At 70.1% G+C, this 23,370-nt stretch carries 25 protein-coding genes; 10 read left to right on the forward strand and 15 right to left on the reverse strand.

The window, feature by feature from the left end; all coding sequences use genetic code 11:
• Both A5702_RS20435 and A5702_RS20440 read left to right on the forward strand, forming a co-directional pair.
• Window positions 1–835: DUF1800 family protein (locus A5702_RS20435; protein WP_156669691.1), on the forward strand; the 835-nt coding region annotated here is incomplete at its 5' end.
• 12 nt (window positions 836–847) lie between these two features.
• On the forward strand, window positions 848–2,029 hold the full coding sequence (locus A5702_RS20440; RefSeq protein WP_068223163.1) for a DUF1501 domain-containing protein: 1,182 nt from the start codon (window positions 848–850) through the stop codon (window positions 2,027–2,029).
• Here the strand turns inward: A5702_RS20440 and A5702_RS20445 are convergent.
• Genes A5702_RS20445 through fgd form a run of 3 tightly spaced genes read right to left on the reverse strand, consistent with a single transcriptional unit; the run spans window position 2,018 to window position 6,249 of the window.
• Window positions 2,018–3,154 carry an acetate kinase gene (locus tag A5702_RS20445; RefSeq protein WP_068223167.1) on the reverse strand — a complete coding sequence of 379 codons (1,137 nt, stop codon included), beginning with the start codon at window positions 3,152–3,154 and terminating at the stop codon, window positions 2,018–2,020. The genes A5702_RS20440 and A5702_RS20445 overlap by 12 nt on opposite strands.
• 13 nt (window positions 3,155–3,167) lie before the next feature.
• Window positions 3,168–5,246 carry a phosphate acetyltransferase gene (gene pta, locus A5702_RS20450; RefSeq protein WP_068223173.1) on the reverse strand — a complete coding sequence of 693 codons (2,079 nt, stop codon included), beginning with the start codon at window positions 5,244–5,246 and terminating at the stop codon, window positions 3,168–3,170.
• Window positions 5,239–6,249 (reverse strand): glucose-6-phosphate dehydrogenase (coenzyme-F420), encoded by a 1,011-nt coding sequence (fgd, locus tag A5702_RS20455; protein ID WP_055403823.1) that lies wholly within the window; start codon window positions 6,247–6,249, stop codon window positions 5,239–5,241. The genes pta and fgd overlap by 8 nt, the downstream gene beginning before the upstream one ends.
• A gap of 87 nt (window positions 6,250–6,336) precedes the next feature.
• Between fgd and A5702_RS20460 the strand changes: the two genes are divergently transcribed.
• On the forward strand, window positions 6,337–7,077 hold the full coding sequence (locus tag A5702_RS20460; protein ID WP_068223176.1) for an MBL fold metallo-hydrolase: 741 nt from the start codon (window positions 6,337–6,339) through the stop codon (window positions 7,075–7,077).
• Between the two features lie 30 nt (window positions 7,078–7,107).
• Here A5702_RS20460 and A5702_RS20465 read toward each other — a convergent pair whose 3' ends face one another.
• Genes A5702_RS20465 through A5702_RS20475 form a run of 3 tightly spaced genes read right to left on the reverse strand, consistent with a single transcriptional unit; the run spans window position 7,108 to window position 8,843 of the window.
• Complete coding sequence (locus A5702_RS20465; protein WP_068223179.1) at window positions 7,108–7,608, reverse strand: GNAT family N-acetyltransferase; 501 nt, start codon at window positions 7,606–7,608, stop codon at window positions 7,108–7,110.
• A gap of 6 nt (window positions 7,609–7,614) precedes the next feature.
• The gene (locus tag A5702_RS20470; protein ID WP_068223181.1) at window positions 7,615–8,478 is read right to left on the reverse strand and encodes an SAM-dependent methyltransferase; all 864 of its coding nucleotides are present in this window, start codon (window positions 8,476–8,478) and stop codon (window positions 7,615–7,617) included.
• A gap of 2 nt (window positions 8,479–8,480) precedes the next feature.
• A complete protein-coding gene (locus A5702_RS20475; RefSeq protein ID WP_067816502.1) occupies window positions 8,481–8,843 on the reverse strand; it encodes a DUF3054 domain-containing protein in 363 nt (120 codons plus the stop codon).
• A gap of 56 nt (window positions 8,844–8,899) precedes the next feature.
• On the opposite strand from A5702_RS20475, the gene A5702_RS20480 reads away from it, so the two are divergent.
• The 3 genes from A5702_RS20480 to A5702_RS20490 are packed head-to-tail and all read left to right on the forward strand — an operon-like array spanning window position 8,900 to window position 12,145.
• Window positions 8,900–10,084 (forward strand): acyl-CoA dehydrogenase, encoded by a 1,185-nt coding sequence (locus A5702_RS20480; protein ID WP_068223184.1) that lies wholly within the window; start codon window positions 8,900–8,902, stop codon window positions 10,082–10,084.
• Between the two features lie 32 nt (window positions 10,085–10,116).
• Complete coding sequence (locus tag A5702_RS20485; RefSeq protein WP_068223187.1) at window positions 10,117–10,728, forward strand: hypothetical protein; 612 nt, start codon at window positions 10,117–10,119, stop codon at window positions 10,726–10,728.
• Between the two features lie 37 nt (window positions 10,729–10,765).
• Window positions 10,766–12,145 carry an NAD(P)/FAD-dependent oxidoreductase gene (locus A5702_RS20490; protein WP_068223241.1) on the forward strand — a complete coding sequence of 460 codons (1,380 nt, stop codon included), beginning with the start codon at window positions 10,766–10,768 and terminating at the stop codon, window positions 12,143–12,145.
• Between the two features lie 8 nt (window positions 12,146–12,153).
• Here A5702_RS20490 and A5702_RS20495 read toward each other — a convergent pair whose 3' ends face one another.
• The 6 genes from A5702_RS20495 to A5702_RS20520 form a co-directional block, all read right to left on the reverse strand.
• Complete coding sequence (locus A5702_RS20495) at window positions 12,154–13,380, reverse strand: O-succinylhomoserine sulfhydrylase (RefSeq protein ID WP_068223190.1); 1,227 nt, start codon at window positions 13,378–13,380, stop codon at window positions 12,154–12,156.
• The gene (locus A5702_RS20500) at window positions 13,377–13,814 is read right to left on the reverse strand and encodes a rhodanese-like domain-containing protein (RefSeq protein WP_055405469.1); all 438 of its coding nucleotides are present in this window, start codon (window positions 13,812–13,814) and stop codon (window positions 13,377–13,379) included. The genes A5702_RS20495 and A5702_RS20500 overlap by 4 nt, the downstream gene beginning before the upstream one ends.
• A 20-nt stretch (window positions 13,815–13,834) precedes the next feature.
• A complete protein-coding gene (gene purT, locus A5702_RS20505; RefSeq protein ID WP_231965120.1) occupies window positions 13,835–15,061 on the reverse strand; it encodes a formate-dependent phosphoribosylglycinamide formyltransferase in 1,227 nt (408 codons plus the stop codon).
• Window positions 15,062–15,087: 26 nt separating this feature from the next.
• Complete coding sequence (locus tag A5702_RS20510) at window positions 15,088–15,738, reverse strand: PaaI family thioesterase (RefSeq protein ID WP_068223194.1); 651 nt, start codon at window positions 15,736–15,738, stop codon at window positions 15,088–15,090.
• Window positions 15,735–17,033 carry an adenylosuccinate synthase gene (locus A5702_RS20515; RefSeq protein ID WP_068223197.1) on the reverse strand — a complete coding sequence of 433 codons (1,299 nt, stop codon included), beginning with the start codon at window positions 17,031–17,033 and terminating at the stop codon, window positions 15,735–15,737. The genes A5702_RS20510 and A5702_RS20515 overlap by 4 nt, the downstream gene beginning before the upstream one ends.
• 132 nt (window positions 17,034–17,165) lie before the next feature.
• On the reverse strand, window positions 17,166–18,053 hold the full coding sequence (locus A5702_RS20520) for a histidine phosphatase family protein (protein WP_068223248.1): 888 nt from the start codon (window positions 18,051–18,053) through the stop codon (window positions 17,166–17,168).
• Between the two features lie 197 nt (window positions 18,054–18,250).
• Between A5702_RS20520 and A5702_RS20525 the strand changes: the two genes are divergently transcribed.
• Window positions 18,251–18,877 (forward strand): hypothetical protein, encoded by a 627-nt coding sequence (locus tag A5702_RS20525; RefSeq protein WP_055405476.1) that lies wholly within the window; start codon window positions 18,251–18,253, stop codon window positions 18,875–18,877.
• 9 nt (window positions 18,878–18,886) lie between these two features.
• On the opposite strand, the gene A5702_RS20530 is transcribed toward A5702_RS20525, so the two are convergent.
• A complete protein-coding gene (locus A5702_RS20530; RefSeq protein ID WP_068223200.1) occupies window positions 18,887–19,132 on the reverse strand; it encodes a hypothetical protein in 246 nt (81 codons plus the stop codon).
• A 105-nt stretch (window positions 19,133–19,237) separates the two neighbouring features.
• On the opposite strand from A5702_RS20530, the gene A5702_RS20535 reads away from it, so the two are divergent.
• Complete coding sequence (locus tag A5702_RS20535) at window positions 19,238–20,011, forward strand: site-2 protease family protein (protein WP_068223203.1); 774 nt, start codon at window positions 19,238–19,240, stop codon at window positions 20,009–20,011.
• 40 nt (window positions 20,012–20,051) lie between these two features.
• Window positions 20,052–20,948 carry a cation diffusion facilitator family transporter gene (locus tag A5702_RS20540; RefSeq protein ID WP_067816480.1) on the forward strand — a complete coding sequence of 299 codons (897 nt, stop codon included), beginning with the start codon at window positions 20,052–20,054 and terminating at the stop codon, window positions 20,946–20,948.
• Here the strand turns inward: A5702_RS20540 and A5702_RS20545 are convergent.
• Window positions 20,945–21,352 (reverse strand): DUF3151 domain-containing protein, encoded by a 408-nt coding sequence (locus A5702_RS20545; protein WP_055405598.1) that lies wholly within the window; start codon window positions 21,350–21,352, stop codon window positions 20,945–20,947. The two genes, A5702_RS20540 and A5702_RS20545, sit on opposite strands and share 4 nt — an antisense overlap.
• Window positions 21,353–21,476: 124 nt before the next feature.
• On the opposite strand from A5702_RS20545, the gene A5702_RS20550 reads away from it, so the two are divergent.
• The gene (locus A5702_RS20550; RefSeq protein WP_068223206.1) at window positions 21,477–22,301 is read left to right on the forward strand and encodes a hypothetical protein; all 825 of its coding nucleotides are present in this window, start codon (window positions 21,477–21,479) and stop codon (window positions 22,299–22,301) included.
• On the opposite strand, the gene fbaA is transcribed toward A5702_RS20550, so the two are convergent.
• Complete coding sequence (fbaA, locus tag A5702_RS20555) at window positions 22,298–23,332, reverse strand: class II fructose-bisphosphate aldolase (protein WP_055405599.1); 1,035 nt, start codon at window positions 23,330–23,332, stop codon at window positions 22,298–22,300. The genes A5702_RS20550 and fbaA overlap by 4 nt on opposite strands.
• Window positions 23,333–23,370: the final 38 nt, after the last annotated feature.

Here is a 23,370-nt window from a genome sequence, read left to right on the forward strand (position 1 = left end):
CTGCCCGTCCAGCCAGCGCAGCACCGCCAAGGCGCCCAATGAGAACCTCGCGCGGGAATTCATGGAGCTGTTCGCCCTTGGCCACGGCAACGGCTACACCGAGGACGACGTACGCAACGGCGCCCGCGCGCTGACGGGGTGGGTGATCGGAGAGGACGGCCGCACCTCGATGGCACCGCGGCGCCACGACGGCTCGGCCAAGAAGCTGTTCGGGCAGACCGGCGATTTCGACGCCGCGGGATTCTGCGATGCGGTGCTGGCGCAGCCCAAGTCGGCGGAGTACGTGGCCGGACGGTTGTGGCGGCAGTTGGCCTCCGACGATCCGCCGTCGGGCCACGCGCTCGACCGGCTGGTCTCCGCCTACGGGCCGGGCCGCGACCTGGGCGCGCTCACGCGGGCCATCCTCACCGACGACGAATTCACCGGCGGCCGTGCCACTGTCGTCAACCCCCCGGTCGAATGGCTCGTCGGTGTGATGCGCGCGTTGCGGGTACCCGTCGACGCATCCACGCGGCAGGTCGCCGACGGCGCGCTGCGCGCGCTCGGGCAGCGGCCCTTCTATCCCCCGAGCGTGGGCGGCTGGCCGCAGGGCCAAGTATGGCTGTCCACCGCCAGCGCCGAGGCGCGGCTGCGGATCGCCGGCCGGTTGGCACACACCGGCGACCTGTCCGGCATCGAGGGCGCCGCCCGGGGTGACCGCATCGACGCGGTCGGCTACCTGTTCGGCGTCGGAGATTGGTCGGACCGGACCGCCGCCGCGCTGCGACCGCTGACCGGCACCCCGCCGCTGCTGGTGGCGGCCGCCGTTAACACGCCCGAATACCTGACTTCCTAACGAGATCCGAAAATGCCCGAGATGAACCGCCGCAAGTTCCTGGTCGCCAGCGCGGGCGTCGGCGCGGCCGGCCTGTTGTCGACGGCCGTGGCGGTCAGCTGGCCCGACCTGATGCGCGCGGCCCAGGACCGGCCGCTGTCCGACGGCGCCGGCGTGCTGGTGCTCGTGACGCTGTACGGCGGCAACGACGGCATCAACACCCTGATCCCCTACGGGGACAACGCCTATCACGATGCCCGGCCCGAGCTCGCCTACGGCCCCGGCGAGGTTCTGCGCCTCGACGAGACGCTGGGTCTCAACCCCGCGCTCAAGGGCCTGGCCCAGTGGTGGGGCGGCCGGCAGCTGGCCATCGTGCGCGGCGTGGGCTATCCGCGGCCCGACCACAGCCACTTCCGGTCGATGGATATCTGGCAAACCGCGTCGCCGGCTGAGCCCGTGTCGACCGGCTGGATCGGCCGCTGGCTCGATGCAACCGGCGACGACCCGCTGCGCGCGGTCAACATCGGTCCCGTCCTCCCGCCGCTGGCGGTCGGGGAAAAGTTCACCGCCGCGGCGCTTTCCACCGCTTCGGCGCCGGCGGGGCGGGGCGCAGACGCGCTGATGGAGGCGCTCGGCACCGACGACCCCGACGACACCCCCGCGATGGCCGCGGTGTGCAAGGCCTACCGGGCCGCACGCACCACCGCCAAGGCGTTTGAATCGATAAAAGTCGCTGGACAACAGCGTAATTCGCTCTCGACGCAGCTCGGCATGGTGGCCGAAGCGGTGAAGTCTCGCGTGCCGACGCGGGTGTACACGGTGCAACTGGGTGGCTTCGACACCCACGCTTCAGAGCGCGACACACAGCAACGCCTGCTCGGGACGTTCGACGACGCGGTAACCAAATTCCTGCGGGAAGTGGGCGACCGCAACGTCGTCGTGATGGCGTATTCGGAGTTCGGCCGCCGGGTGCGCGCCAACGCCTCCCAAGGCACCGATCACGGCACGGCCGGGCCCGTCTTCGTTGCCGGCGCACCCGTTCGGGGCGGTTTCTACGGCGACGAGCCCAGCCTCACCGACCTCGACAACGGGGACCTGAAGTACACCACCGACTTTCGCGACGTGTACCACGAATTGCTGGTGCGGACCGTCGGAGCGGATCCCACGCCGTCGGTGGGCGCCGGGCGAAAGAGCCTGGGCTTCCTAACCGCTTAACACGCTCACACAGTCGCGGGCGATGGCCAGTTCCTCGTTGGTCGGGATGACCAGCACGGCGACCGGGGATTCCTCGGCCGAGATCTGCCGGGCGCCCTTGCCGCCGCCCAGGTTACGGCGCTGGTCGAGCACGATGCCCAACTCTTCCAGCCCGGCCAGTCCGTCGCGGCGCACGGCCGCGTCGTTCTCCCCGATGCCGCCGGTGAAGGTGATGACATCGGTGTGCCCCAGCACCGCCAGGTAGGCGCCAACGTATTTACGCAGCCGATGGGTGAACACGCTGTAGGCCAATTGCGCCGCGCCGTCTCCGGATTCGATCATCTCGCGCAACCTTCGGAAGTCGCGCTCGCCGGACAGGCCCAGCACCCCCGACCGCTGATTGAGCATGGACTCCACCTCGTCGACGCCCATCTTCGCGGTGTGGCACAGGTAGGCGACGATGCTGGGGTCGATGTCACCGCTGCGGGTGCCCATCACCAGGCCCTCCAGCGGGGTGAGGCCCATCGACGTGTCGAGGGGCCGGTTACCGGCGATCGCCGACGCGGAGCAGCCGTTACCCAAATGCAGCACAATCTGTTTCAGCCCGCCCAGCGGCCGGCCCAGGAACGCGGCGGCCTGTTGGCTCACGTACCGGTGTGACGTGCCATGGAATCCGTAGCGGCGGATCTGCCAGCGTTCGGCTACCTGACGGTCGATCGCATAGGTGGCCGCCGCGGGCGGCATGTCGTGGAAGAACGCCGTGTCGAACACCGCGATGTGGACAATGTCGGGCAGCAGCTTGCGCGCCACCTCGATGCCCTTCACCGCCGGCGGGTTGTGCAACGGCGCCAGCTCCGACAGCTCGTCGAGCTTGTCGATCACCGCGTCATCCACCGGGGTGGGCTTGTAGAACGTGTTGCCACCGTGCACGACTCGATGCCCCACCGCCACCAGGCCGCAGGCACGCAGGTCGATCCCCTTCTCCGACAGCGCGTCGAACGCCTGGCGCAGGGCCGCGTCGTGGTCGGCGACCGGGGAGGACTCCTCGCCGATCCGTTCCACGTTGCCGGTCGCCCGGGCCTCACCCGAATCGGGATCGACCAGCTGGTATTTCAGCGAGGACGATCCCGAGTTGATCACCAGCACAACCCGATTCGAGTTAGCCACGGATGCCCTGCGCCTGGATAGCCGTGATGGCGATTGTGTTCACGATGTCTTCGACGAGCGCGCCCCGGGACAGGTCGTTCACCGGCTTGCGCAGGCCCTGCAGCACCGGTCCGATGGCGATCGCCCCGGCGCTGCGCTGCACCGCCTTGTAGGTGTTGTTGCCGGTGTTCAGGTCGGGGAAGACCAGCACCGTGGCGCGGCCGGCAACCGGCGAGTCCCGCAACTTGGTGGCCGCGACGGACGGCTCGATCGCGGCGTCGTATTGGATGGGGCCCTCGACCGGTAGCTGCGGCGCCCGGCGCCGAACCAATTCCGTTGCGGTCCTGACCTTCTCGACGTCCTCGCCGCTGCCCGATTCACCGGTGGAGTACGACAGCAACGCCACCCGCGGTTCGATGCCGAACTGCGCCGCGGTGCGCGCCGAAGAGATCGCGATGTCGGCCAGCTGCTCGGGTGTCGGATTGGGGATGATCGCGCAGTCGCCGTACGCCAGCACCCGATCGGGCAGGCACATCAGGAAGATGCTCGACACGGTGGAAACGTCGGGCACGGTCTTGATCACCTCGAAGGCCGGCCGGACGGTGTGCGCCGTGGTGTGGGCGGCGCCGGACACCATGCCGTCGACCATGCAGTTGTGCACCATCATCGTGCCGAAATATGTTCCGTCGCGCATGATCTCGCGGGCGTGCTCGAGGGTGACGCCCTTGTCCTTGCGCAGGTCCGCGTACTGGTCGGCGAACTGGAGGCGTAGGTCGCTGGTGCGCGGGTCGATCACCTGCGCACCGTCGAGATCCACCCCGAGTTCACCCGAACGCTGCCGGATCTGGGCCTCGTCGCCCAGGACGGTGAGGTCGGCGACGCGGCGCTGCAGCACCCGGCCGGCCGACTTGAGGATGCGGTCGTCGTCGCCCTCGGGCAGGACGATGTGCTTGCGGTCCGACCGCGCCTGCAGCGTCAGCCGGTGGATGAACATCTGCGGCGTGGTCACGGTGGGTATCGGGATGGCAAGCCGCTCAAGCAGATCCGGGACGTCGACGTAGCGGTCCATCAACTCCAGCGCGGTGTCGATCTTGCGTTGCGAATTCGCCGTGACCCGGCCGCGGGCGGCGGCGGCCGCGCTGGCGGTGTCGTAGGTGCCCAGCGTGGTGGCGACGATGGGCAGGCGCAGCCGCAGCCCGGCGACCAGCGCCGCGATGGACGGATGCAGCCGAAAGCCCCCGTTGAGGACGATGCACGACAGCGACGGAAAACCCTCGGCGGCATGGGCGCTGGCCACCGCGAGCACCACGTCCGAGCGATCGCCCGGCGTGATGACCGCCATGCCGTCGCTCAGCCGTTCCAGCACGTGGTCGGCAGTCATCCCGGCGACCAAGACGCCGGTGACCTCGCGTTCCCGCAGCGACGCCTCGCCGCTGACCGGCGTTCCGCTGACCGCGGTTTCGAGTTCGGCCACCGTCGGGGCGGACAGCAGTGGCTCTTCGGGCAGCACGTAGCTGCGCTGGCTGAAGGCCTCCAGCGCCTCGGCGACGTCGGCCAGCCGCTCCGGTTCGCAGCGGTTGGCCACCACCGCCACGGTGTGGGCGCGCTGGACGGTCAACTCGGCCAGGCACGCCTCGACGACGCCGGCCACCTGGTCCGGCGTGCGGCCCCGGCCGCTGACCGTGAGCACCACCGGCGCACCGAGATTGACGGCGATCCGGGCGTTGACCGAGAGCTCGGCGGGCCGGGCCACGTCGGTGTAGTCGCTGCCCACGATCACCACCGCGTCGCAGTCGTCGGCCATCGCGTGATAGGCGTCGACGATGGTCGCGATCGCCGCGTCGGTGTCGGCGTGCAGCTGCTGGTAGGTCACGCCGACGCACTGCTCGTAGGGCACGCCCGCGGTGGTGTGCCGCAGCAGCAGGTCCAGGATGTAGTCCCGGTCCTTGCCGTCGGTGACCCGCGTAATCGGCCGGAAGACACCGACCTTCGCGACGGTCGCGGTCAGGCGGTGCAGCAGCCCCAGCGCGAGCGTCGACTTGCCGGTCTCCGGTTCCGGAGCGGCGATGTATATCGCTGAGGGTTCAGGCAAGTCGCCGCAGCCTGGGGGCCAGGTCCTTCTCGAAGAGCTCGAGGAAGCGGCGCTGGTCGTGGCCCGGTGCGTGGAACACCAGGTGGTTGAGGCCCCACTCGACGTATTGACCGACTTTCTCGACGGCCTCGTCGGGATCCGACGCGACGATCCAGCGCTTGGTGATCTGCTCGATCGGCAGCGCGTCGGCGGCCTTCTCCATCTCGATCGGGTCGTCGATGCTGTGCTTCTGCTCGGCGGTCAGCGACAGCGGCGCCCAGAACCGGGTGTTCTCCCGGGCCAGTTCGGGATCGGTGTCGTAGGAGATCTTGATCTCGATCATCCGGTCGATGTCTTCGGCGTTCTTGCCCGCCGCCTCGGCGCCCTCACGCATCGCGGGGATCAGCTTGTCCTTATAGAGCTCTTCGCCCTTGCCGGAGGTGCAGATGAACCCGTCGCCGGCGCGCCCGGCGTATTTGGCCACCTGCGGTCCGCCCGCGGCGATGTAGATCGGGATGCCGCCCTCGGGCACGTCGTAGATCGAGGCGCCCTTGGTCTTGTAGTACTCGCCCTCGAAGTCGACGCGGTCGCCGAGCCACAATTCGCGCATCAGCCGGACCGACTCGCGCAGCCGCGCGTAGCGTTCCTTGAACTCGGGCCACTCGCCTTCGTATCCGGTGGCGATCTCGTTCAGCGCCTCGCCGGTGCCCACCCCGAGGAAGATGCGGTTCGGGTACAGGCAGCCCATGGTGGCGAAGGCCTGGGCGATGACGGCGGGGTTGTACCGGAAGGTCGGCGTGAGCACCGACGTGCCCAGCACGATCCGCTTGGTGCGTTCGCCGACGGCGGTCATCCAGGCCAGCGAGAAGGGGGCGTGCCCGCCCTTGTGCCGCCAAGGCTGGAAGTGGTCGCTGACGGTTGCGCTGTCCATGCCGTGACCTTCGGCGGCGACGGCGAGTTCGACGAGCTCGCGTGGTGCGAATTGTTCGGCGGATGCCTTGTATCCAAGTTTCAGTTCAGCCACGGGTTATTTCTACTCCTCCGCCGATGGTCGCGACCCGCCGCGCCCGGCTTCGCCGCGCTTGCGATCGCTCCTCCTACACTCGCGGGCATGGCGGAGCTAGTTCAGGTCACCGACACGGTGCACCTCGCCCAGGGCGACGCGGTCAACTGGACGCTGGTCACCGACGACACCGGCGTCATGTTGGTCGACGCCGGCTATCCCGGGGACCGCGACGACGTCCTGGGCTCGCTGTCCGAGCTGGGTTACGGCCCGGGCGATGTGCGCGCCATCGTGTTGACGCACGCCCACATCGACCACCTGGGCACCGCTATCTGGTTCGCGAGCGAGCACGGCATCCCCGTGTACTGCCACCCCGACGAGGTGGGCCACGCGAAACGCGAGTACCTGGAGCAGGTGTCGATCGTCGATGTGGCGCTTCGCATTTGGCGGCCGCGGTGGGCGAGGTGGACGGCTCACGTGGTCCGCAGCGGCGGCCTGATCCGCGACGGCATCCCCACCGCCCAGCCCTTGACGGCCGAGGTGGCCGCCGGCCTGCCGGGCCAGCCGATGCCCGTCTTCAGCCCCGGGCACACCAACGGACACTGCTCGTATCTGATCGACGGCGTGCTGGTCAGCGGGGACGCGCTGATCACCGGCCACCCCCTGCTGCGCCACCGCGGACCGCAGCTGCTGCCGGCGATCTTCAGCTACAGCCAGCAGGACTGCATCCGCACCCTGTCCGCGCTCGCCCTGCTCGACACCGAGGTGCTGCTGCCGGGCCACGGCGACGTGTGGCGGGGACCGATCCGGGAGGCGACCGACGCGGCCCTGGCGCGGGCCGAACGCTGAAGCCCGGAATCCATTGCAGCCCAACAACATTCACCGGACTTCGGGAACCAGCCACTTCTCGAATGCGATCGGGACGAACGGGCCCCAGGACGGCAGCGGGTCGGCGGGCACCCGGGTGTACCCGGTCGCGTCGTACAGCGCCTCGGCCTCGGGTTGCCGGTTGCCGGTGATCAGATACAGCCGCCGGTACCCGCGCGCGGCGGTCTCGGCCTCCAGCGCCGCCAGCAGGATCCGGGCATACCCGCGGCGCCGGTGCGCGCGGTCGGTCCAGATGCGTTTCAGCTCGGCGGTCTCGGCGTCGTAGCGCCGGAACGCGCCGCCCGTGACGGGCACGCCGTCGAGCACCCCGATCAGCAGCCCGCCGTCCGGCGGCGCGAGCTCCGCGGCCGGCACCGGCAGCCAGGACAGGTGCGTGGCCCGCGTGCCGCCGTAGCGCTGCGCGTACTCGTCGGCCAGCTCAGCCAGCAGGGGCTGCGCCAGCGGGTCGTCGTGCGTGGCCGACACGAACCGAAGCTGGTTGGAACCCGCCATGATCGTCTAAACCCGTGTGGCGGTGAGGTATTCCGGGACGAACTCCGTCCCACCGCGCGCCGGCGCCGGCAGCCCCATCGCGCCCAGCAGGTCGCCGGCCCCGCGCTGCACCACCGCCCAGCCGTTGGCGCCCAGGTACTCGGGGACGTAGTGGTACCGGCCCGGATGCGTCAGGCTGGCCAGGTCGATGTCCAGGCCGTGGCGGCGCCAGCCATCGACGAAGGACCGCTCCGCCTCAAGCAGCAGCGGGGTCCAGGTGGGCATGTGATCGGCGGCGAGCCGGCTGCCGGCGGCGCTCATCGCGGTGACGCCCTGCAGCACCCGGTCCTGCAGCGCGGGCGTCAGGTAGCCGATGAGCAACTGCTCGGCGACCCACACCGAGGGCGCGGTGGCGTCGAAGCCGACCCGCCGCAGCGCGGCCGGCCAATCCTGGTGCAGGTCGACCCCGACCCCGCGCCGGCTCGCGGCCAGTTCGGCGCCCTGGCCGCGCAGCACCTCGGCCTTGAAGTCCAGCACCTCGGGCCGGTCGACCTCGTAAACCGTCGTCCCGGGCGGCCACCACAACCGGTACGGCCTGGTGTCCAGGCCGGACACCAACAGCACCACCTGCCGAAGGCCCGCCCTGACGGCATCGGCGACGAACTCGTCGACGAACCGGGTGTGCGCCGCGCAGAGGTCCAGGAACCGCGGGCCGCCCGCGTCCTCCGCGGCGAACCGGTCGTCGTCGATCACGCGGGCGAGCTGGTCCACCCCGGCCGCGCGCACCAACGGTTCGGCGAACGGATCGTTCAGCAACCCCTTGTTGGTGGCGACCGCCCGCGCGGCGGCGCCGAATGCCGCGGTCACCGCCACGCCCGCCGCCGTCGCCATGGTCAGACGCCGGACCGGCGCCGGACGCTCAGCCCGACGACCGCGCGCCAGCCGAGCAACAACAACGCGGTGACCGACGCCGCCACCACCACGAAACTGGCCGCGACGCCCGCGGAACTCAGCTTGCGCAACACCATGCCGACCACCACCGTGCACAGCCACACGACCACCCCGGTCGGCACCAGGGCGGTCGGGCGCCGCCAGGCGCGGGACGCCAGCCACCCGACGGCGGTCCCGGTGAGGAACGGCCACGCGGTGGTGGCCACGCCGGCGATGTCGAGTCCTTCGTCGTGGCTGCGGCGCCCGGCCGCGCAGAAGACCAGCACGCAGGCGACGTCCACGACGAGCCACAGAGGCCGTCGCATGCAGCGAGACTACCGGCCGGGTTTGCCGAGGGCCGGCTAGTGGCAGGCTGAAAGCCATGAGCACCAAAAAACCCCCCGCCTTCGACCGGTATGACCCCCTGGGCCTGGACGCCTCCCTGTCCAGCGACGAGCTCGCGGTGCGCGACACCGTCAGGGAGTTCTGCGCCGAACACGTGCTGCCCTACGTCGCGGAGTGGTTCGAGATCGGTGACCTGCCGGTGCGGGAACTGGCCAAGGGATTCGGCCAGCTCGGCCTGCTGGGCATGCACCTGGAGGGCTACGGGTGCGGCGGGGCCTCGTCGGTGCATTACGGCCTGGCCTGTACCGAGCTCGAGGCCGCCGACTCCGGCATTCGGTCGATGGTCTCGGTGCAGGGGTCCCTGGCGATGTTCGCGATCTGGAATTTCGGGTCGGAGGAGCAGAAGCAGGAGTGGTTGCCCGGCATGGCCACCGGCGAACTGCTGGGGTGCTTCGGGCTGACCGAACCCGACGTGGGGTCCGACCCGGCCGCGATGAAGACCCGCGCCCGCCGCGACGGTTCGGACTGGGTGCTGAACGGCCGCAAACTGTGGATCACCAACGGCTCGGTCGCCGACATCGCAATCGTGTGGGCTGCCACCGACGACGGCGTCCGCGGCTTCATCGTCCCCACCAAGACGCCGGGCTTCTCGGCCAACACCATCCACCACAAGCTGTCGCTGCGCGCCTCGATCACCAGCGAGCTGGTGCTCGACGACGTGCGGGTGCCCGAGTCCGCGATGCTGCCCGAGGCCAACGGGCTGCGGGGGCCGCTGTCGTGCCTGTCCGAGGCGCGCTACGGAATCATCTGGGGTTCGATGGGCGCGGCGCGCTCGGCCTGGCAGGCCGCGCTTGACTACGCCACGCAGCGCACCCAATTCGGGCGCCCGATCGCCGGATTCCAGCTGACGCAGGCGAAACTCGTCGACATGGCGGTCGAGCTGCACAAGGGTCAGCTGCTGTCGCTGCACCTCGGCCGCCTAAAGGACGGCGTCGGGCTGCGGCCCGAGCAGGTCAGCTTCGGCAAGCTGAACAACACCCGGGAGGCCATCAAGATCTGCCGCACCGCGCGAACCATCTTGGGCGGCAACGGGATATCGCTCGAATACCCGGTGATCCGGCACATGGTCAACCTGGAGTCGGTGCTCACCTACGAGGGCACGCCCGAGATGCACCAGCTGGTGCTCGGCCAGGCGTTCACCGGCAGCGACGCCTTCCGCTGACATGACCCGCGCGCACGTGCTGGAATGAGGGCATGAGACTCACCGCGCTCCGCCGGGTGCTGGCCGCGCTTGCGCTGGGCGCCGCCGCCGGTGTCGCGCCGGCGGGCGCCGATCCCAGTTCCGCGCTGCCGGCGATGACGTCAAGCGGCGGCGGGCCGATCATCGGCGGCGGCAGCAACGCCGGGATCGCGCAGCAGCTGTTCAGCTTCGGCACCCCGAACGTGCAGGAGGTCGACGGCTCGGACGCGGCGCAATTCATCACGGCCGCGTCCGCGAGCGCCAATTCCCAACTGGCCGCGCCCTTCTCGCTGATGCGCCGCGCGCTGGCCTGCCAGACCAACAACGCCGGATTCGGGGCGCGCGCCTATCGGCGCGCCGACGGGCAATGGGGCGGCGCGATGGTGGTCGCGGCCAAGAGCGCGACGCCCAACGTCGACGCGCTGGCGGGCTGCGCGAAGACGAACTGGCGCAGGTCCACCGCCGGCGCGCAGAACTCGCTGTGCAACAGCGGTTGGAGCACCCCCAACACCTTCGAGAGCCGCCGCGGCGAGACCTACTACGTCTTGCTCGCCGGCACGGCCGACGATTTTTGCACCGCGCTGAACGGCAAATTCAAGGACAACTCCAACGGGTGGCCGTTCTAGCGGCGGCGCGGCGGGGTCGTACGGTGAGGGGATGAGCATGTCGCGGCATCGCGTCGTCATCATCGGAAGCGGATTCGGGGGCCTGAACGCGGCCAGGGCGCTCAAACGGGCGGACGTGGACGTCACCCTGATCTCGAGGACGACGACCCACCTGTTCCAGCCGTTGCTGTACCAGGTGGCCACCGGCATCCTGTCCGAGGGCGACATCGCCCCGACCACCCGGCTGATCCTGCGCAAGCAGAAAAACGTCCGCGTGCTGTGGGGCGACGTCAGCGACATCGACCTGACGGCGAAGACCGTCACGTCGCACCTGATGGGCATGCAGACGGTGACCCCATACGACAGCCTCATCGTGGCTGCCGGCGCGCAGCAGTCCTATTTCGGCAACGACGACTACGCCGCCTTCGCGCCCGGCATGAAGAGCGTCGACGACGCCCTCGAGCTGCGGGCGCGCATCCTCGGCGCGTTCGAGGCCGCCGAGGTCGCCACCGGACCGGCCGAGCGGCAGCGCCGCCTGACGTTCGTGGTGGTCGGCGCCGGGCCGACCGGGGTCGAGCTCGCCGGCGAGATCGTCCAGCTCGCCGAGCGCACGCTGGCGGGGGCGTTCCGGACCATCACGCCCAGCGAATGCCGGGTCATCCTGCTCGACGCGGCGCCCGCGGTGTTGCCGCCGATGGGTCCCAAGCTAGGCCTCAAGGCGCAACGCCGGCTGGAGAAGATGGACGTCGAGGTGCAGCTCAACGCGATGGTGACCACCGTCGACTACATGGGCATCACGATCAAGGAGAAGGACGGCGGCGAGCGGCGCATCGAGTGCGCCTGCAAGGTGTGGGCCGCCGGTGTGCAGGCCAGCGCGCTGGGCAAGATCATCGCCGAGCAGTCCGACGGGACCGAGACCGACCGCGCCGGACGGGTGGTCGTCGAGCCCGACCTCACGGTCAAGGGGCATCCGTACGTGTTCGTCGTCGGGGACCTGATGTCGGTGCCCGGCGTGCCCGGGATGGCCCAGGGCGCGATCCAGGGCGCCCACTACGCCGCCACGCTGATCAAACACGCGGTGAAGGGCACCGACGACCCCGCCAACCGCAAGCCGTTCAAATACTTGAACAAGGGCAGCATGGCCCTGGTCTCCCGGTACAGCGCCGTCGCGCAGGTGGGCAAGCTGGAGTTCGGCGGCTTCATCGCCTGGCTGGCCTGGTTGCTGCTGCACCTGTACTACCTGGTCGGCCACCGCAACCGCATCGCGGCGATGTTCTCCTGGGGGATTTCCTTCCTCGGCCGCACCCGCGGCCAGATGGCCATCACCAGCCAGATGATGTACGCCCGGCCGGTGGTGGACTGGGTCGAGCGGCAGGCGCAGGAGGGGACGCTGGCGGCGGCCGAGCGCATCGAGGCGGCCGAGAAGCAGGCCGGCTAGCTCTTCAACTAGCTCAAAGCCTGGTCGATATCGGCGATCAGGTCGTCGGTGCCCTCCAGGCCCACCGAAATCCGGACCACGCCGTCGCCCAGCCCGATCGCCGCCCGACCTTCGGGTCCCATCGCCCGGTGCGTCGTCGTCGCGGGATGCGTGACAAGGGATTTCGCGTCGCCCAGGTTGTTGGAGATGTCGATCAGCCGCAGCTTGTCCAGCACCTCGAAGGCCCGCCGCTTGGCCAAAGCGTCGGGGCAGTCGAGCGCGAAGGTGATCACTGTTCCGCCCCCGGACATCTGGCGCTTGGCCAGGTCGTATTGCGGGTGCGACGGCAGATACGGGTAGCGCACCCAGCTCACCGCCGGATGGGTTTCCAGGAATTCCGCGATGCGCTGCGCCGAGGAGTTGCTGTGCTCGACCCGAACGGCAAGCGTCTCAAGGCCTTTCACCAGCACCCAGGCGTTGAACGCGCTCATCGCCGGGCCGGTGTGCCGCATCAGCTTCTGCACCGGGCCGTCGATGTACTCCTTGTCGCCGAGGATGGCGCCGCCCAGCACCCGGCCCTGGCCGTCGATGTGCTTGGTGCCCGAGTACACCACCACGTCCACGCCGAGCGGGAAGCCCTGCTGCAGCAGCGGTGTGGCAAAGACGTTGTCCAACACCACCTTTGCGCCCGCGGCGTGCGCCAGCTCGACCACCGCGGCGATATCCACCAGCGACTGCATCGGGTTGGACGGCGTCTCGAAGAACACTGCGGCGGTGGGCTTCGACAGCGCCTCCTCCCACTGCGCCAGGTCGTCGCCGTCGACGAAGACGGTCTCGATGCCCCAGCGCGGCAGGATCTCGTTGCACACCACAAAACACGACCCGAACAGGCTGCGCGCCGCAACCAACCGGTCGCCGGCGGCCAGCAGCGCGCCCAGCGAGGTGAACACCGCCGCCATGCCGCTCGCGGTGGCGAACGCCGCGGGCGCACCCTCGATCAGGCGCAGCCGCTCCTCGAACATGGTCACGGTGGGGTTGCCGTAGCGGGAGTACACGAAGTGGTCCACTTCGCCGGTGAACGACTGCTCCGCGACCGCGGCCGACGGATAGACGTAGCCGGACGTCAGGAACATCGCCTCGGCGGTCTCTTCGAAGCCGGAGCGCAGCAGGCCTCCCCGCACGCCGATGGTGGCCTGGCTGACGCCGTCGGGCAGGGCCTTGGGCGCGCGCACAGACTCCCCCGACGGGTCGGTCATAGCGGCTTCCAGGGCAATCCGACGGCGCGCCAACCCGATTCACCCCGAAGCCCCTGGCTGTTCGGGTGGCCTTCGAACCCGTCCAGCACGTTGTAGGCCGGGGTGATGCCGGCGCGGGTGGCGGCCTCGGCGGCGCCGATGGAGCGGTTGCCCGAGCGACACAGGAAGACCACCGGCCGCTCGGCCTCGGCGCCCGGCGGGACGTGGTCGCGCAGTTCGTCGGCGAAGTTCGCGTTGTGCCTGCCGTCGGAGGTGTTCCACTCGATGAACACCGCCTCGCGGCCCAGGCTGGACAGGTCGGGCACGCCGACCAGCCGCCACTCGGCGTCGGTGCGCACGTCGACCAGCACGGCGTTCGGGTTGTCGCTGAGCAGTTCCCAGGCCTGCTCTGGCGTGATGTCTCCGGCGTAGGAGCCTGCGCGCTCTGTGCTCATGACCTCGGATGGTAGCGAGGTTATAACCGCGCCTCTCGCGTGACCGAGCTGTGTGGGCCCTGGTGCCGTACCGCCAGCCGGTCCGCGACCTCGCGCGCGCGGTCCCGCGCGGCCGCCACGTCCGGCGCCGTCGCCAGCGCCTGGAAACCCCGCCCGGCCAGGCGAAGGTCGGTTTCCGGCACGCCGGCCAGCGCCCCGGCCAGTGCGGCGGGCGGCGCGTCGGCGCGCTCCACCCGGTGGGCCGCGCCCGGCGAAATCATGATGGTGTCAACCGGCAGCCCCAGGACGGTGCGGGCCTGCAGTTCGAACGCCGACAGCCGCTGGCTGGGCACCGTCGCCCAGGCGCTGTCGGTGGGGCGGGGCGTGACGTCGACGAAGTACACCTCGTCCCCGTTGATCATCAGCTCGACGGCGAAGACACCCCGCCCGCCGAGCGCCTTGACGATCCGCGCGGCGATCGACTTGGCCGCGTCCACGGCGGCCGGGCTCATCCGCTGCGGTTGCCAGGACTCGCGCACGTCGGCACCCTCGCCGTGGCCGATGGGCGAGCAGAAGTCGATCACCGGCCCGTGCGGCCCGTCGCTGCGCACGGCCAGCAGGGTGACGTAGAACTCGACCTCCACCACGGTCTCGGCCAGCACCCGGTGCTGCTCCCCGCTGCCCCCCGCCGCGCGCTGCCAGGCCGCCGCGATGTCGTCGGGTCCGGACGCCACCGACCGGCCGCGCCCGTCGGCCGTGAGCACCGGCTGCACCAGCAGCGGGTAGCCGGCGTGCGCGCCCACCGCCTCGAGCTCGGCGGCCGAGCCGACGAACCAGAACGGCGCGGTGGGCAGGCCCAACTCGTCGGCGGCCAGCCGGCGCAGGCCCTCGCGGTCGGCGGTGAGCCGCACGGCGCGGGCGCCGGGCACCAGCTGCGCGCCCTCGACGCCCTCGAGGGCCTGGGTCGCGAGCGCGTCGGTGGTGGTGACCACGAAATCCGGCTGCAGTCCCCGGATCGCCTGCGTCAGCTGGTCGGCGTCGGCCAGGGGAACCACCAGCGACTGCTCGGCCACCGCGTGCGCGGGGGCGCCGGCGAGCTCGTCGACGGCGATCACCCGCGCGCCGAGGCGGCCCAGGGCGATCGCCAGTTCGCGGGCGAGCTCACCGGAACCCAGCAACGCCACGCGCGGCCGGACGTCGGCGTCGCCCGCCGGCGGTTGCGGCGGGACGGTGAGCGCGGTCGTCTTGTCGTCTGGTCGTTCGGTCACCCGCTCAAGGATAGGTGCGCCGCGCGTCAGGGCTGGCCGGGAAGCAGCCGCACCATCAGCCCGTTGCCCTCGGCCAGCACGGTCGCGTCGCCGTCGACGAGTTCGGCGGCCACGAACGCCTTGCGGCCCTCGGTGCTGGTGACTCGGCCGCGTATCGACAGCGGCGTGTCGATCGGGGTGACCTTGCGGTAGTCGACGTGCAGGAAGGCCGTCCGGCTGATCGGGCGCCCCGCGGCGTGCGAGACCATGCCGAACACGTGGTCGAACAGCAGCGGCAGCACCCCGCCGTGCACGGCGTGATTCCCGCCGACGTGGAATCGGCTGAAGTGACCGGTCATCTCGACGCCGTCCGGCGCGTACTTGGTCAGCGTCCAGGGCGGCAGCAGCAGGCTGCCCATGCCGGGCAGGTCGGGCGTCCGCCCGGCCGGGGCCTTGCCCTCGTCGGCCTGAAACGGCCCCAGCAGCGCCACCAGCGCCGCCGCCCGGTCGGCGGCTTGGTCCCACAGGTCGTCACCGGGGTCGGCGGACACCGCGAGGTCCTGCAATTGGCGCATGGCCGCGACGAACCGGCAGAACCCCGGGCCCGGGCTGGCCGGGCCGTATTCGGGGAAGCCGCCGTGGTGGTCGTATTCGGGGTCGAGGTCTTTCGGGTCGGGCTCGGCCGCCGGCTGGGTCACGGGCGGGCCGCCAGCACGTCGCGGCGCACGATCGTCTGTTCCCGTCCCGGCCCGACGCCGATGCACGAAACATGCGCTCCGGCAAGCTCTTCCAGCCGCAACACGTAGTCACGCGCCTTGGCGGGGAGGTCGTCGAACTCCCGCGCGTCGGAGATGTCCTCCCACCAGCCGGGCAACTCCTCGTAGACCGGTTCGGCGCGGTGCAGGTCGGCCTGCGTCATCGGCATGTCGTTGGTGCGTTCGCCGTCGATGCGGTAGCCGACGCAGATCGGCACCGTTTCCAGGCTGGAGAGCACGTCGAGCTTGGTCAGGAAGAAGTCGGTGATGCCGTTGACCCGGGTGGCGTAGCGGGCGATGACGGCGTCGAACCAGCCGCAGCGGCGCCGCCGCCCGGTGGTGACACCGAACTCGCCGCCGGTCTTGGAGAGGTATTCGCCGTTGGCGTCGAACAGCTCGGTGGGGAACGGCCCGGAGCCCACCCGGGTGGTGTAGGCCTTCAGGATGCCCAGCACGGTGGTGATGCGGGTGGGGCCGATGCCGGACCCGACGGCCGCGCCGCCCGCGGTCGGATTCGACGACGTGACATAGGGATACGTGCCGTGGTCGACGTCGAGCAGGGTGCCCTGGGAGCCCTCCAGCAACACCGTCTCGCCGGTCTCCAGCGCCGCGTTGAGCAGCCGCCGGGTGTCGCGGATGCGGTGGCGGAACCCCTCCGCCTGCGCGAGCAGCGAGTCGACGACCTGGTGCGGGTCCAGCGCCTTGCGGTTGTAGATCTTCACCAGGATCTGGTTTTTCAGCTCCAGCGCCGCCTCGATCTTGTGGGTCAGCTGCTCGGGGTCGAGCACGTCGGCGACGCGGATCCCCTGCCGGGCGATCTTGTCCTGGTAGCAGGGCCCGATGCCGCGCCCGGTGGTGCCGATCTTCTTGTTGCCCATGTAGCGCTCGGTGACCTTGTCGATGGCCACGTGGTAGGGCAACAGCAGGTGCGCGTCCGCGGAGATCAGCAGCTTGGTGGTGTCCACGCCCCGGTCTTCGAGGCCTTTGAGCTCGTCGAGCAGCACCCCGGGGTCGACCACGACGCCGTTGCCGATGACGTTGGTGACGCCGGGGGTCAACACCCCGGACGGGATGAGGTGCAGCGCGAAGTTCTCGCCGGTCGGTAGGACGACGGTGTGTCCGGCGTTGTTGCCGCCCTGGTAGCGCACCACCCACTGCACGCGCCCGCCGAGCAGATCGGTGGCTTTACCTTTGCCCTCGTCGCCCCACTGGGCGCCGATGAGGACGATTGCCGGCATGACTTGCTCCCGCCTGCTTACTGTGGCTCTACTGGCAAGGCGCCGTTCACGTGGCGATCCTAAACGTCGGGCGGCAACGGACCTGTGCCAAGGCCCGGTTGAATCCCGGCTCGTGTCGCGAACGGCCCCGCTTCACGACGTCGCGGCCGGTTTGGCCGCGCACACACCGCCCCGGGCCGGTGCGTCCAACATCAGGCACAGGGGGTTCGCGTCACGAGCGGGCCTCTTGGCCGCCCACCCCGGCCACACGGGTTTCCCGTTCCAACTGACCAGCCTCCAGCCGTCGTGCGGATTGCCCTGGATCTCGACAATGCCGGTGTTCGGCAGCGGATCGAAGAGCAAGAGCAGCGGATCGGGATTCTTGACGGTCATCATCGTCCCGACGCCGATGGTGAACTCGCTGGAGAACGCCACCTCGGTGATCTTGCCGCCCGTGGATCGAACCGGGTTGGCCATGGCATTGGCGTACATCGTCTGCAAAGTGTCGGTGAAGCCGGCCGCGTTGCCGTACATCGTTTGCAGGGCGCCGTTGAAGCGGTTGGCGAATTCGAATCCGTTGGCGTCGGTGGAGCCCGGGGCCAGCATCGGCACGATGCGCAGCCCCAGCAGCCACGCGACGGGGCCCAGCAGGTACACCAACCCCGCGAGGCTGAACTGGGGCTGGCCGTTGAACGCGCCGGCGTCGATCTCGTTGAGCCCGGGCAATGCCTGCACGTTCATGCCCAGCATGGCCGCCAGTGGGGCCGCGGTCTGCTGCGTCCTGATCAACTGCGACGCGTAGATCCCGGCCACCGGGCCCTGCGCGGCGATCACGGTGGCGATGTCCCTCGCCTGTTGCTGGCCGAGCGCGGTGAGCGCCGTTCCGGGCACCGACGTGTCGATCACGCCGGCCGCGTTGGACTCCGACTGGCCGTGCCGCACCAAGTCGATCACGATCGATTCGTCGGCCCAGGCGGTCGCCGGCCCGACGCACAGCAGGGCAGCCGAAAGCGCAACGGCGCCAAGGGTGAGTCGGCGAATGGCAGTTCTCCGTTCTCTTGGCCACCCATTCGTTGACCCCGTGGCAGGAGTAAAGTATCCGGTTGACATCAGGCGATGACGCAGCAACTTTCGCAGTCCGGAATCATGTTGTGACTGTGTCGTGATGACGAGATCGTCCGCCGCTCAGCCGGTCTGGCCGTCCTGTGGTCGAGAGGCATTGGAAGACAAAGGCATTGGTGAGGCAAGAAGATCGTGCTGTCGCGGTGTTGCTGTTCGGCGATCGCCGGGTGCCGGGGCCGCTGGCCGGTCTGCCGGTACACACGACCGACATCGACGCCGCGATCGGACCGTATCGGCGGCTGGTGGTGCTCGGCGCCGACGCCGACCTGGCCGCGGTGCTGACCCGGCTGCTGCGCGCCGGCCGGCTCGACATCGAGATGGCCTACGCGCCGCGCCGGCGCACCCGCGCCACGCGGACCTACCGCCTGCCCGCCGGACGGCGGGCGGCGCGGCGTGCGCTGCGGGGCTCGGCGCGGCGGGTGCCGCTGGTGCGCGACGAGACCGGGTCGGTGGTCGTCGGGCGGGCGTCCTGGCTGCCCGCCGAGGGGCGGCTGCTGCGCGGGGAGGCCGTCGTCGACGACGCGGTGCTGTTCGACGGCGACGCGGCCGCCGTCGACATCGAGCCGACGGTTGACGTGCCGGGCCTGCGCGCGCGCGTCGGCCGGCGCCGCTGGGTAGCCGGCCGCGCGGTCCAGCTGGGCAGCACCGGGGTCACCGTGGTGCGCGACGGCGTGTCCGCGCCGCGGCCCGCGCGCCGCTCGACGTTCTACCGCCACGTCGAAGGGTGGCTGGCGGTCCGATAGTTTCCGGGACTAGGCGCCGTCGCCCTGCTGCTTGGACGCCAGGTGCTTGACCATTTGGCAAAGGTTGACGACGGCGGCGCTCAGCTTGTGGATGGTGGCGTCCCGGTCCGCCAGGCACGTCTGCCAGTCCCCGAACTCCTCAGGGGGCCTCTGGTTGTCCGCGTTGAGATGGATCTTCTGCTCGATCTGGTCGCACAGATCCGCCAGGGTCAGTTGTCCCGGCGCATCGACGTCGGAGAACCATTTATCAGTCATGCCTAATCGGTACCCTCCCGCGCCCGGAATTCACAGGGGGCCGGGCCGCCGGTCGACGTCGCACCGCCACGTCGAGGCCGGCCGACGGTCCGATAGTTTCGACCGGTGATCCCGCCCGCCCGGCACGAATCGGTGCGACCCAGCCCCATCTTCCTGGCCCTGCTGGCCGTGACGGCGATCGGCGGCGTGCTCGCCTGGCTGGCCGGTTCGACCGTGCGGCCGCTGGCGTATGCCGGGGTGTTCACCTTCGTGATCGCGGGCTGGCTGGTGTCGCTGTGCCTGCACGAATTCGGTCACGCGGTGACCGCCTGGCGGTTCGGCGACCACGACGCCGCGGTCCGCGGGTACCTGACGCTGGATCCGCGGCGCTACAGCCATCCGGCGCTTTCGCTGCTGCTGCCGATGGTGATCATCGCGCTGGGCGGGATCGGCCTGCCGGGCGCCGCCGTGTACCTACGGACCTGGTTCATGACGCCGAAGCATCGCACGCTGGTCAGCCTCGCGGGCCCGGCGGCGAACCTGGTGTTGACGGTGCTGCTGCTGGCGCTGACGCGACTGTTCTACGAGCCCGACCACGCGGTGCTGTGGGCGGGCGTGGCGTTCCTGGGATTTCTGCAGCTGACGGCGGTGGTGCTGAACCTGCTGCCGATCCCGGGCCTGGACGGCTACGACGCCCTCGAACCGCACCTGAGTCCCGAGACGCAGCGGGCCGTGGCCCCTGCCAAGCAGTGGGGCTTTTTCATCCTGCTGCTGTTGCTGTGGCCGGCCAGCGCCTGGTTTTTTCAGGTGGTGCTGTGGCTGTTCGATTTCTCCGGGGTGCCCGGCTGGCTGGTGTCCGCGGGCAACGTGCTGACCCGATTCTGGAGCCGCTGGCTCTGACCCTTGCCATATATGCGTAAACCCGCATATATTGCTGGCCATGGGCGCCGGCCACAACCACACCCCCGCCGAGACCGACGCGTCTCGGCTGATTCCCCGCATGATCATCGCCGCCTCGATCCTGGCGGCGTTCTTCGTCGTGGAGTTGACCACCTCGCTGCTGATCAACTCGATCGCGCTGCTGGCCGACGCGGGCCACATGCTGACCGACGTGGTCGCCGTCTTCATGGGGCTGGCCGCGGTGACGCTGGCCCGCCGGGGCAGCGCGTCACCGTCGCGCACGTACGGGTGGCACCGGGCCGAGGTGTTCACCGCGGTGGCCAACGCCGGGCTGCTGCTCGGGGTGTCCCTGTTCATCCTGTGGGAGGCGATCCAGCGGCTGCGGGAAACCCCGACGGTCCCGGGCGTGCCGATGATCGTGGTCGCGCTGGCCGGGCTGCTCGCCAACCTGGTGGTCGCGCTGCTGCTGCGGTCCCACTCGGCGCAGAGCCTGGCGGTCAAGGGCGCCTACATGGAGGTGGTCGCCGACAGCGTCGGCAGCCTCGGCGTGCTGATCGCCGGGGTGGTCACCGTGACCACGCGCTGGCCGTACGCCGACGTGGTGGTCGCGGTGCTGGTCGCGCTCTGGGTGCTGCCGCGGGCGATCTCGCTGGCCCGCGACGCGTTGCGGATCCTGTCCGAGGCGTCACCGACCCACATCGACGTGGAGGAGCTGCGCTCGGCGCTGGGCGCCGTCGACGGCGTGACCGAGGTGCACGACTTGCACGTCTGGACGCTGTCGCCGGGCAAGGACATGTGCACCGCGCACCTGCGCAGCTCCGGCGACTCCGCCCGGGTGCTGCAGGAGGCCCGCTCCGTGCTGTCGGCCCGCGGGCTGGAGCACGCCACCGTCCAGATCGAGTCGCCGGGCGACGCGGGGTGCTCGGAAAGCTTCTAGAGCCCCAGCGCCGGCCGCGCGGCCGGGTCGCAATCGTCGAGCAGATCCAGGCAACGCAGGAACTCGTCGGTTTCGCCGATCGTGTCGGCGGCGCGCGCCAGGGCCGCCACACACCGCAGGAACCCGCGGTTGGGCTCGTGCGAATAAGGCACCGGGCCGAAGCCCTTCCACCCGTTTCGCCGGAGCTGGTCCAGGCCGCGGTGATAGCCGGTGCGGGCGTACGCGTAGGCCGTGATGGCCTGGTCGTCGGCCAGCGCCTGCTCGGCCAGCGCCGCCCACGCCACCGACGCCGACGGGTGCGCCGCGGCGACGATCCCGGGCTTCTCGCCGGCGAGCAGCTCGGCCTCGGCGTCGGGATCGCCCGGCAGCAGGGTCGGGTCGGGTCCGAGAAGGTCTCGCGTCATGGCTCCCATCCTCCCAGCCGCGTCGTTTTGCCGGGACGCCGGACCTCAACCATCGCCCCATCGAAGGGGGCGGGTCGCTAAGCTCTCCAACTACCCCACCCGATAGCGGAGGACAGCAGCACTCATGCCCCAGCCACCCGAGCCCGATCGCGGCGGCACGCCGAACCCGTCCGGGCACGAATGGGCCGCAAGCGAAGACGCAACCGAGGGCGTCCCGCTGGTGCCGAGCGACGCCGAGACCGAGACCGTGGTGATCAAGCCCGAGCCCGGCGGTGCCCCGGCGGATGCCGGCGAGGACTCGGACGCCCAGCAGCGCGAACGCCGCTTCACCGCGCCCGGTTTCGACGCGAAAGAGACGGCGGTGATCGCGACCACCCCGGAGCCCGCCACCGAGGTCTTCGCTTCACCGCCGGAGGGCATCCCGGCCCAGCCCGAAGCGACCTCGAAAGCCGCTGTGCCGCAATCGATTCCGCCCCGGCTCGGGGGAAAGCTGCGCACCTCCCGGCAGGTCAACTGGGGCTGGGTGCTGGCGCTGGTGCTGATCGTGCTGGCGCTGGCCGCGATCGCGATCCTGGGCACGGTTCTGCTCACCCGCGGCAAGCACACCAAGGTGTCGCAGGAAGACCAGGTCCGCACCACCATCCAAAGCTTCGACACCGCGATCCAGAAGGGCGACCTGACGACGCTGCGCACCATCACCTGCGGCACCACCCGCGACGGGTACGCCGACTACGACGAACGCTCGTGGGACGAGACCTACCGGCGGGTGTCGGCGGCCAGGCAGTATCCGGTGATCGCCAGCATCGACCAGGTGGTGGTCAACGGCCAGCACGCCGAGGCCAACGTCACGACGTTCATGGCCTACGACCCGCAGGTGCGTTCGACCCGAAGCCTGGACCTGCAGTACCGCGACGACCAGTGGAAGATCTGCCAGTCCCCCAGCGGCTAGACGCCCACGGACTTGCCGGCGCAGTGCAGGTCCTCGCAGGCCTCAACCACGCGCTCGCTCATCGACGCCTCGCCCTTCTTCAGGTAGCTGCGCGGGTCGTAGACCTTCTTGGCGCCCACCTCGCCGTCCACCTTCAGCACGCCGTCGTAGTTGGCGAACATGTGGCCGGCGATCGGGCGGGTGAACGCGTACTGGGTGTCGGTGTCGACGTTCATCTTCACCACCCCGTAGCGCAGTGATTCCTCGATCTCGGACTTCAGCGAGCCCGAGCCGCCGTGGAAGACGAAGTCGAACGGCTTGGCATCCTCGGGCAGCCCCAGCTTGGCCGCCGCGACCTTCTGGCCCTGGGCCAGGATGTCGGGGCGCAGCTTGACGTTGCCCGGCTTGTAGACGCCGTGCACGTTGCCGAACGTCGCGGCCAGCAGGTACTTGCCGTGCTCGCCGTGGCCCAGCGCGTCGATGGTCTTCTCGAAGTCCTCCGGCGTCGTATAGAGCTTGTCGTTGATCTCGTGGGCGACGCCGTCCTCTTCCCCGCCCACGACACCGATCTCGATCTCCAGGACGATCTTGGCGGCCGCGGCCGCCTTGAGCAGTTCCTGTGCGATCACCAGGTTTTCGGCGATCGGCACGGCGGAGCCGTCCCACATGTGGGACTGGAACAGGGGATGGCCGCCGGCGCTCACCCGCTCCGCGGAGATCGCCAGCAGCGGGCGGACGTAGCTGTCCAGCTTGTCCTTGGGGCAGTGGTCGGTGTGCAGCGCGACGTTGACCGGGTACCGGTCGGCGATCACCCGGGTGAACTCGGCGAGCGCCACCGCGCCGGTCACCATGTCCTTGATCCCCAGGCCCGACGCGAACTCCGCGCCGCCGGTGGAGAACTGGATGATGCCGTCGCTACCGGCGTCGGCGAAACCCTTGATGGCGGCGTTGACCGTCTCCGACGACGTGCAGTTGATGGCGGGGAAGGCGTACGCGTTCTGTTTGGCGCGGCCCAGCATCTCGGCGTACACCTCGGGCGTGGCGATGGGCATGAGCTCCTCCTGGCGGCTGGGCCCATCCAGTATCGCAA

It is taken from the genome of Mycobacterium sp. E3339 (assembly GCF_001666915.1).
Taxonomy (GTDB): Bacteria; Actinomycetota; Actinomycetes; order Mycobacteriales; family Mycobacteriaceae; genus Mycobacterium.